This is a genomic window from Acidimicrobiales bacterium (assembly GCA_035316325.1).
Classification (GTDB): domain Bacteria; phylum Actinomycetota; class Acidimicrobiia; order Acidimicrobiales; family VFJN01; genus DASXTK01.
This window is the reverse complement of the sequence record DATHJB010000195.1, coordinates 20,579-29,190: the sequence shown is the minus strand read 5'-3', so window position 1 is coordinate 29,190 and position 8,612 is coordinate 20,579. Positions and strand designations below refer to the sequence as shown.

Below are 8,612 nucleotides of genomic sequence, written 5' to 3'. Positions count from 1 at the left end.
GCGGCGTCCCAGTCGAGCCACGCCGGCGCCGGCTGCTTGCCGGCCACGATCACGTTCACGTAGTTCCGCGACCGCAGGCAATGGTCGGTGATCGACAGCAGCGTGTTGGCGTCGGGCGGCAGGTACACCCGGATGACGTCGGCCTTCTTGTTCACCACGTGGTCGATGAAGCCGGGGTCCTGGTGCGAGAAGCCGTTGTGGTCCTGGCGCCACACGTGGCTGGTGAGCAGGTAGTTGAGCGACGCGATCGGCCGCCGCCACGGCAGCTCCCGGGAGACCTTGAGCCACTTGGCGTGCTGGTTGAACATCGAGTCGACGATGTGGACGAACGCCTCGTAGCACGAGAACAGCCCGTGCCGGCCGGTGAGCAGGTAGCCCTCCAGCCAGCCCTGGCAGGTGTGCTCCGACAGCATCTCCAGCACCCGGCCGCCCCGGGCCAGGTGCTCGTCGGTCGGCAGCGTCGACCCCTCCCACGCCTTGTCGGTCACCTCGTAGACGGCTTCGAGGCGGTTCGACGCCGTCTCGTCCGGCCCGAACAGGCGGAAGTTGCGGTGGTCCTGGTTGAGCCGGAAGGCGTCGGCCAGGTAGCGGCCCAGCACCCGGGTCGCCTCGGCGTTGGCCGCCCCCGGCGCCGAGACCTCGACGGCGTGGGCGGCGGGGTCGGGCAGCTCCAGATCGCGCAGCAGGACGCCGCCGTTGGCGTGGGGCGACGCCGCCATCCGCCGCTCGGGTGCCGGTAGCCACGAGGTCACCTCCGGGCGAGGCCGACCCGCCGCGTCGAACAGGTCGTCGGGCCGGTACGACCGCAGCCAGTCCTCCAGCATGGCGAGCTGCGCCGGGTCGGTGCGGGGCCCGGTGAGCGGCACCTGGTGCGCCCGCCAGGTGTTCTCCACCGGCTTGCCGTCGAGCTCCACCGGCCCGGTCCACCCCTTGGGCGTCCGCAGCACGATCATCGGCCAGCGGGGCCGGTCGTCGCCGGGCGAGGCCTGGATCGCCACGATCTCCGCCAACACGTGCTCGACGGTGGCGGCCAGCTGCTGGTGGACCGTAGGAGGGTCGTCACCCGAGACCAGGTAGGGCGTGTAGCCGTAGCCCTGCAGCAGGTGGGTCAGCTGCTCGTCGCCGATCCGGGCCGGGATGGTGGGGTTGGCGATCTTGTAGCCGTTGAGGTGCAGGATCGGCAGCACGGCGCCGTCCCGCTGCGGGTCGAGGAACATGTTGGAGTGCCACGACGTGGCCAGCGGCCCGGTCTCCGACTCGCCGTCGCCGATCACGGCGGCGACCACCAACCCCGGGTTGTCGAAGGCGGCGCCGTAGGCGTGCGACAGGGAGTAGCCCAGCTCGCCGCCCTCGTGGATCGACCCGGGCGTGTCGGCGGCGACGTGGCTCGGTATGCCGCCGGGGAACGAGAACTGGCGGAAGAGCCGGCCCATGCCCGGCGCGTCCTGCCCGACGGCCGGGTACACCGCGCTGTACGTGCCCTCCAGCCAGGTGCACGCCACGACGCCGGGCGCCCCGTGGCCCGGGCCGGTGACGAACAGCATCTCCCGGTCGACCGCCCGCAGCGCCCGGGTGAGGTGGGTGTACAGGAGGCTCAACCCGGGCGACGTCCCCCAGTGGCCCAGCAGCCGGGGCTTCACGTGCTCGGCCGCCAGCGGCTCCCGCAGCAGCGGGTTGTCGAGGAGGTAGATCTGCCCGACCGCCAGGTAGTTCGCCGCCCGCCAGAAGGCGTCGACCCCGGCGAGCTCGTCATCGGTGAGCGGATGCCGGTCGAGGGTCAGCATCCCCCCGAGACTAAAGAGCCCAACGGACGACGACACGGGCGACGACACGGCCGCGTCGCGGGTGGGGGATCAGCGACCAGACTGGAGGGGTGGCCGGAGACGACGCAGACGGCGGTGAGGACAAGGAGCGCGTCTTCCGGACGTGGGTGAGGGACGGGCGGCTGTCGGGCCTGCCGGCGAAGCGCAGCCGGCGCCTCCCGCTGCTCGACCTGGTCGCCCAGGACTTCGAGCCCGGGCGCACCTACTCGGCCCAGCAGGTGCGCACGATGCTGGCCCGCTGGTTCGGCGACACCACGGCGCTGGCCCGCTACCTGGTCGACGAGGGGTTCATGGACCGGGCGCCCGACGGATCCCGCTGGTGGCGCAGCGGCGGCACCGTCGACCTCGGGTAGCCAGGGGCGCCGGGCGGGTAGACGTCCGGACATGTCCGACCTGCCTGAGGTTCCCGACGACGACCGGTCCGAGGTGCTCGACGACGAGATGCTCGGCGACGAGGAGTTCCCGCCCGACCGCTTCGTCGACCCCGACGACGAGCGCGCCGAGCCGCTGCCGGACGACGAGCGGCCGGTGGGCTGGGACGAGCCGGAGGTGGAGGTGCTCGCCCAGGGGGTGCCCGACTACGAGGAGGACGTCCTCGCGGAGACGGTCGAGGAGGAGGACTTCGGCGCCCTGGCCGTCGACGACGAGTTCTCCGGCGACGAGACCACCCGTGACGTCGCCACCGAGCGGGTGCCGCCGCCGGCCGAGGCGGTCGCCGTCCACATCGACGACGACGACGCCGAGGACCACGAGGACGACGACGAGGACTACGAGGACGACGACTTCGAGGAGGAGTAGCCCGTGACCTGGCGGCTCAGTCGTCGTCGGACATCGACTCGAGGGCCGCGATCAGGGCGTCGACCTCCTCGTCGCTGAGGTTCGCGTCCCGATGGATCGCCGTGTACTGGCCCGGCGGCATCGAGCCCTCCTCCAGCACCTCGACGGCCTCGTCGGCGTCGGCGGCGAACGAGTCCCAGTGGGAGAAGTTGAACTTGTCGCGCCCCTCCTCCACGTCGCTCCGCACCAGCCACGAGAACGGCGCCACGTACGAGTAGACGGGCCAGTCGGTCTCGTTGCTGTGGCAGTCGTAGCACGCCGTGCGGGCCAGGTCGGCGCTGCGCTCGTCGGGCCAGGGCGCGTCGGCGACCACCGGCGGGTTGGAGTGCTTCCACCCGTAGGGCACGAGCTGGAGGGCGACGAACACCACGAGCAGGACCAGGCCGATTCGTTTCCACACGGCAAAAGGACTTCCCCAACGGATGTGACGGTAGACACATCGGGGGTCGACCGTTAGTGTCCTGGAGGAACCGGGGGGAAACGGCTCGTGGGACAGGAGCACGCGTCAGGGCGGGCCGACCTCGGCGCGCCCGCATTGGAGCTGGCCAACGTCGAGGTGGTCTACAACGACGTCGTGCTGGTGCTGCGCGGCGTCAGCCTGGCCGTGGCACCGGGCCGGATCGTCGCGCTGCTCGGGGCCAACGGCGCCGGAAAGACGACGCTGCTCTCGGCGGTCAGCGGCCTGCTGGGCGTCCACCGGGGCAAGGTCACCAAGGGCTCCGTGCGCCTGGCGGGGCGGGACATCACCCACGACGACCCCGCCGATCGCGTGCGAGCCGGGCTCACGCTGGTGATGGAGAACCGGCGGATCTTCGCCGAGCTGACCGTCGACGAGAACCTCCGCACCGGCGCCTACACCAACCGGGCCGCGCTGGCCGACAACTTCGAGCGGGTGTTCGGCCTGTTCCCGCTGCTGGCCGGGCGCCGCCGCTCCACGGCCGGCTACCTGTCGGGCGGCGAGCAGCAGATGCTGGCGATCGGGCGGGCGCTGATGTCACGGCCGAAGCTGCTGCTGCTCGACGAGCCGTCGCTGGGCCTCGCCCCCAAGGTCGTGGAGCAGATCCGCGACATCGTCGTCGACATCAACGCCCAGGGCACCAGCGTCCTGCTGGTGGAGCAGAACGCCACGATGGCGCTGGCGATCGCCCACCACGGCTACGTGCTGGAGCACGGGCGGGTGGTCCGCGACGGCGCCGGCGACGAGCTGCTGGCCGACAAGGACATCCGCGAGTTCTACCTGGGCATCGGCGCCCGCGACGGTGACCACGAGCGCCGCTCCTTCCGTGACGTGAAGACCTACCGCCGCAAGAAGAGCTGGGGCGCCTGACCGTGGGCGGGCTGCTCGAGGTCTCCGAGGTCACGCTGCGCTTCGGCGGGGTGACGGCGCTGGCGGGGGTCAGCTTCGACGTGCGGCCCGACGAGCTGTTCGCCGTCATCGGGCCCAACGGCGCCGGCAAGACGTCGATCTTCAACTGCCTCTCCGCGGTGTACCGGCCCCAGAGCGGCTCGATCGTGCTCGACGGCGACCAGCTGATCGGCGCACGGCCCGACCGGGTGGCCGAGCTGGGCATCGGCCGCACCTTCCAGAACCTCGGCCTCTTCACCCGGCTCACCCTGGTCGACAACCTGCTGCTGGGCCGCCACCACCTGATGCGCACCGGGTTCCTGGCCGGCGCCCTGTGGTTCGGCCGGGCCCGCAACGAGGAGGTGGCGCAGCGGGCCAAGGTCGAGGAGATCGTCGACCTGCTGGAGCTGGCGCCCTACCGCCGCCAGCCGGTGGGGATGCTGCCGTACGGCATCCAGAAGCGCATCGAGCTGGGTCGGGCCCTGGCCATGGAGCCGAAGCTGCTGCTCCTCGACGAGCCGGTGTCGGGCATGAACCTCGAGGAGACCGAGGACATGGCCCGCTACATCCTGCAGGTCCGCCAGGAGCTGGGCCTGGCCATGATCCTCGTCGACCACGACATGCACCTGGTGATGGACATCGCCGACCGGGTGCTGGCGCTCGACTTCGGCGTCGTCATCTCCGTGGGCAGCCCCGACGAGGTGCGCAACGACGCCAAGGTCGTCGAGGCCTACCTGGGGGGTTCGTGATGGGAGGGGGGAGCCTGCCGGCGCGGCTGCTGGAACGGGCCGCCGAGATGCCCGAACGGGTGGCCCTGCGCAAGCAGCACCTCGGCGTGTGGAAGCAGTACACGTGGGCCGACTACGCCGAGCGGGTGGCGGCGTCGGGGATGGGGCTGCGGGCCCTCGGCGTCGAGCCCGGCGACCGGGTGGCGGTGCACAGCCTCAACCGGCCGGCGTGGCTGCTGGCCGACCTGGGGGCGCAGGGCATCGGCGCCATGACCGTCGGCGTCTACCCCACCTGCCCGACCGCCGAGGTGGAGTACCTCCTGGCCCACTCGGGCGCCAAGGTGCTGGTGGCCGAGGACGAGGAGCAGGTCGACAAGGTGCTGGCGGTGCGGGACCGGCTGCCGGACCTGCGGCAGGTCGTGGTGGTCGACCCCCGCGGCGTCGACCTGTCGGACCCGTGGCTGATGACGTTCGCCGAGCTGGAGGCGCGGGGCCGGGAGAACGGCGGCGTCGAGGCGTTCCGGGACGCCGTCGCCCAGGTCGACCCGGCCGAGCCCGCGGTGATCGTGTACACGTCGGGCACGACCGGGCCGCCCAAGGGGGCGCTGCTGTCGCACGACAACCTGCTCGCCGCCAGCCGCAACGCCGACCGGGTGTTCGCGGTGACGCCGGACGACGAGGTGCTCTCCTACCTGCCGCTGTGCCACATCGCCGAGCGGCTGGTGTCGGTGATCAACGCCGTGACCAGCGGCTACGTGGTCAACTTCGGCGACGGCGTCGACGAGCTGGCCGCGGACCTGCGCGAGGTGCAGCCCACCTACTTCCTCGGCGTGCCGCGGGTGTGGGAGAAGCTGATGGCCGGCGTCAGCATCCGCATGGACGACGCCGGCTGGCTCAAGCGGGCCAACTACCGCTTCTGGATGGGTCGGGGCGGTCGGCTGGCGCGGCAGCGCTGGCACGGGAGCCTGGGGCCGATCGCCCGGGCGGAGTACGCCCTCGGCTGGCTGCTGCTGTTCCGCTCGCTGCGCCGCAAGGTGGGCATGGGCCGCATCCGCTACGCCCTCTCCGGCGCGGCGCCGATCGCCCCGCAGGTCCTGGAGTACTTCTGGGCGCTGGGCGTGCCGGTGCTGGAGGGCTACGGCATGACCGAGAACACCGCCCAGGCCACGGTCACCCCGGCCGACGACGTGCGCATCGGCCAGGTCGGCCGGGCCGTGCCCGAGGGCGAGGTGCGCATCGCGGACGACGGCGAGATCCTCACCCGCGGCCCGGGCACGTTCCTCGGCTACCACCGCGACCCCGAAGCCACGGCGGCGACGGTCGACGCCGACGGCTGGCTGCACACCGGCGACATCGGCGAGCTCGACGACGACGGCTTCCTCACGATCAGCGACCGCAAGAAGGACATCATCATCACGTCCGGCGGCAAGAACGTGAGCCCGTCGGAGATCGAGAACCGGCTCAAGGTGTCGCCGTTCGTGCGGGAGGCCGTGGTGCTCGGCGACCGGCGCAAGTACCTGGTGGCGCTGGTCGGCATCGAGCTCGACACGGTGAGCCGCTGGGCGCTGCACCACCGCGTCCCGTTCACCACCTACGCCGACCTGTCCGCCAAGCCGGAGGTCGAGGGGCTGGTGGCCGGCGTGGTCGACGAGGTGAACGCCGAGCTGGCCCAGGTCGAGCAGGTGAAGCGCTTCGCCCTGCTGCCCAAGGAGCTGGAGCAGGAGGACGGTGAGGTGACCGCCACCCAGAAGGTGAAGCGCAACGCCATCTCCGAGGCGTTCGGCCCGCTGATCGAGGGGCTCTACGCATGACCGCCGGGAGCCTGCTGGCGGTGATCACCGGCGACGACCTGCTGCAGACCGGGTTCTCCGGCGTGGCGGTGGGCTGCAAGTACGCCCTGATCGCCCTGGGCTTCTCGGTGATCTTCAAGGCCACCGGCGTGATCAACTTCGCCCAGGCCAGCCTGGTGCTGCTCGGCGCCTACCTCACCTACCAGTTCAGCCAGACCTGGGACGTGAACTTCTACCTCTCCCTGGTGCTGGCCATGGCGTCGGGCGCCCTGATCGGCGTGCTGATCGAGGCCCTGGTGCTGCGGCACATGGTGGGCGAGGAGCCGGCCACGGTGATCATGGCCACGATCGGGATCCTCTTCGTGCTCGACAACGTGACCACGTCGATCTGGGGGCCGAACAACCGCAACCTGGGCGACCCCTGGGGCATCCACACCCGCGACGTCCTGGGCGTCACCGTGGCCGATCGCGACCTGTGGACCATCCTGTTCGCGGCCTTCGTGCTGGCCGGGTTCTTCCTGTTCTTCCGCTACTCGACCATGGGCCTGGCCATGCGGGCCGCGGCGCTCGACCCCGAGGCCGCCATGGCGCAGGGCATCCCCGCCCGGCGGGTCTACCGGGTGGCGTGGGGCATCGCCGGCCTGGTCGCCGCGCTGGCGGGGGCGACGCTGGCGGCCGGCCCGAGCCAGCTGAGCCCGGCGACCGGGGCGCTGGCGCTGATCGCCTTCCCCGCCATCATCCTGGGCGGCCTCGACTCGCCGCTGGGCGCCGCGGTGGGCGGGGTGATCATCGGGCTGGTCCAGCAGTTCACCGCCCTCCTGGCGCCTGAGTACTTCGACTGGGTGGGCGAGAGCTTCGAGCGGGTGTCGCCCTACCTGGCGATGATCGTGATCCTGCTGATCCGGCCCTACGGCCTGTTCGGCACCCGAGAGGTCAGGCGGGTCTGATGGCGTACTTCCTGGGGTCGCTGTCGTACGCCGACGACGTCAAGCTCATCCGCAGCCCCCGGCGCACCCCGTGGCGCTGGGCGTTCGTGGTCGGGACGATCCTGCTGTACCTGTGGCTGCCCACCTACCTGGGCGACCCGGGCCTGCGGATCCTGGCGATGTGCGGCGTCTTCGCCATCGGTGCGATCGGCCTCAACCTGCTGACCGGGTTCACCGGCCAGATCTCGCTGGGCCACGCCTTCTTCGTCGGCGTCGGCGCCTACACGGCGGTCTACTTCGGCGGCGAGCGGGGGTGGCCCATGCCCGCCTACCTGGCGCTGGCCATGCTGATCGGCTTCGTCGTCGGGGCGGTGATCGGGCCCTTCGCCCTGCGGCTGCGGGGCAACTACCTGGTGGTGGTCACGCTCGGGTTGGTGTTCCTGGGCGAGCACCTGTGGAACAACTGGGACAGCGTCACCGGCGGGGGCAACGGCAAGAGCCTCGGCACGGTGGCCATGTCGATCGGCCCGCTCGACTTCCGGGAGGGCATCGAGCTGGGTGCCGAGGCCTACACCTTCGAGCAGTCCTTCTTCTGGCTCGTGTGGGCGCTCGTGGCGGTGGGGGCGCTGCTGGCGGTGAACCTCACGCGCAGCCGTCCCGGCCGGGCCATGCAGGCGATCCGCGACCGCGACCTGTCGGCCGAGGTGATCGGCGTGAACCTGGCCCGCTACAAGGTCGGGGCGTTCGCCTGGTCGAGTGCCTACGCCGCGCTGGCCGGGTCGCTCTACGGCCTGCTGCAGCAGTACGTGAGCCCCACCGAGTTCGGGCTCTTCCTGTCGATCACGTACGTGGCGATGATCATCATCGGCGGGCTCGGCACGATCTACGGCTCGGTGCTGGGGGCGCTGTTCGTGTGGGGCGGCCGGTCGGTGATCGAGCAGAACAGCGACCTGGCGCTGTTCGACCGGCTCATCACCTCCGACGCCGGTGAAGGCGGGATCTTCGCCATCGGCGAGTTCAACGCCGTCATCTTCGGCCTCGCCATCGTCCTGTTCCTGCTGTTCGAGCCGCGCGGCCTGGCCGCGTTCTGGCTCCGGGTGAAGACGTGGTTCCTCACCTGGCCCTTCTCGTATTAGGTGCAAGTCCTCGGCAAAACGACAGCC

The 8,612-nt window shown here is 71.2% G+C and carries 9 protein-coding genes; 7 read left to right on the top strand and 2 right to left on the bottom strand.

From position 1 onward, the window contains the following. Positions 1–1,784 (bottom strand): phosphoketolase family protein (locus tag VK611_26105; GenBank protein ID HMG44835.1); only part of this gene is annotated, 1,784 nt, incomplete at its 3' end. Positions 1,785–1,873: 89 nt separating this feature from the next. Between VK611_26105 and VK611_26100 the strand changes: the two genes are divergently transcribed. Next, positions 1,874–2,176 carry a DUF2087 domain-containing protein gene (locus VK611_26100; GenBank protein ID HMG44834.1) on the top strand — a complete coding sequence of 101 codons (303 nt, stop codon included), beginning with the start codon at positions 1,874–1,876 and terminating at the stop codon, positions 2,174–2,176. 31 nt (positions 2,177–2,207) lie between these two features. Next, positions 2,208–2,621, top strand: coding sequence for a hypothetical protein (locus tag VK611_26095; GenBank protein HMG44833.1), 414 nt, complete (start codon positions 2,208–2,210; stop codon positions 2,619–2,621). Between the two features lie 16 nt (positions 2,622–2,637). On the opposite strand, the gene VK611_26090 is transcribed toward VK611_26095, so the two are convergent. Further along, the gene (locus tag VK611_26090) at positions 2,638–3,060 is read right to left on the bottom strand and encodes a heme-binding domain-containing protein (GenBank protein ID HMG44832.1); all 423 of its coding nucleotides are present in this window, start codon (positions 3,058–3,060) and stop codon (positions 2,638–2,640) included. Positions 3,061–3,147: 87 nt separating this feature from the next. On the opposite strand from VK611_26090, the gene VK611_26085 reads away from it, so the two are divergent. Genes VK611_26085 through VK611_26065 form a run of 5 tightly spaced genes read left to right on the top strand, consistent with a single transcriptional unit; the run spans position 3,148 to position 8,585 of the window. Then, the gene (locus VK611_26085; protein ID HMG44831.1) at positions 3,148–3,987 is read left to right on the top strand and encodes an ABC transporter ATP-binding protein; all 840 of its coding nucleotides are present in this window, start codon (positions 3,148–3,150) and stop codon (positions 3,985–3,987) included. Between the two features lie 2 nt (positions 3,988–3,989). Then, on the top strand, positions 3,990–4,754 hold the full coding sequence (locus VK611_26080; GenBank protein HMG44830.1) for an ABC transporter ATP-binding protein: 765 nt from the start codon (positions 3,990–3,992) through the stop codon (positions 4,752–4,754). Beyond that, positions 4,754–6,544, top strand: a complete 1,791-nt coding sequence (locus VK611_26075) for an AMP-binding protein (protein ID HMG44829.1) — start codon at positions 4,754–4,756, stop codon at positions 6,542–6,544. The genes VK611_26080 and VK611_26075 overlap by 1 nt, the downstream gene beginning before the upstream one ends. After that, positions 6,541–7,470, top strand: a complete 930-nt coding sequence (locus VK611_26070) for a branched-chain amino acid ABC transporter permease (protein ID HMG44828.1) — start codon at positions 6,541–6,543, stop codon at positions 7,468–7,470. Before VK611_26075 ends, VK611_26070 begins: the two co-directional genes overlap by 4 nt. Continuing rightward, positions 7,470–8,585 (top strand): branched-chain amino acid ABC transporter permease, encoded by a 1,116-nt coding sequence (locus VK611_26065; protein HMG44827.1) that lies wholly within the window; start codon positions 7,470–7,472, stop codon positions 8,583–8,585. Before VK611_26070 ends, VK611_26065 begins: the two co-directional genes overlap by 1 nt. Positions 8,586–8,612 lie beyond the last annotated feature (27 nt).

Coding starts and splice junctions, on each gene's coding strand:
- VK611_26095 (HMG44833.1), top strand. CDS start 2,208: ATGTCCGACCTGCCTGAGGTTCCCGACGACGACCGGTCCGAGGTGCTC.
- VK611_26075 (HMG44829.1), top strand. CDS start 4,754: ATGGGAGGGGGGAGCCTGCCGGCGCGGCTGCTGGAACGGGCCGCCGAG.
- VK611_26070 (HMG44828.1), top strand. CDS start 6,541: ATGACCGCCGGGAGCCTGCTGGCGGTGATCACCGGCGACGACCTGCTG.
- VK611_26065 (HMG44827.1), top strand. CDS start 7,470: ATGGCGTACTTCCTGGGGTCGCTGTCGTACGCCGACGACGTCAAGCTC.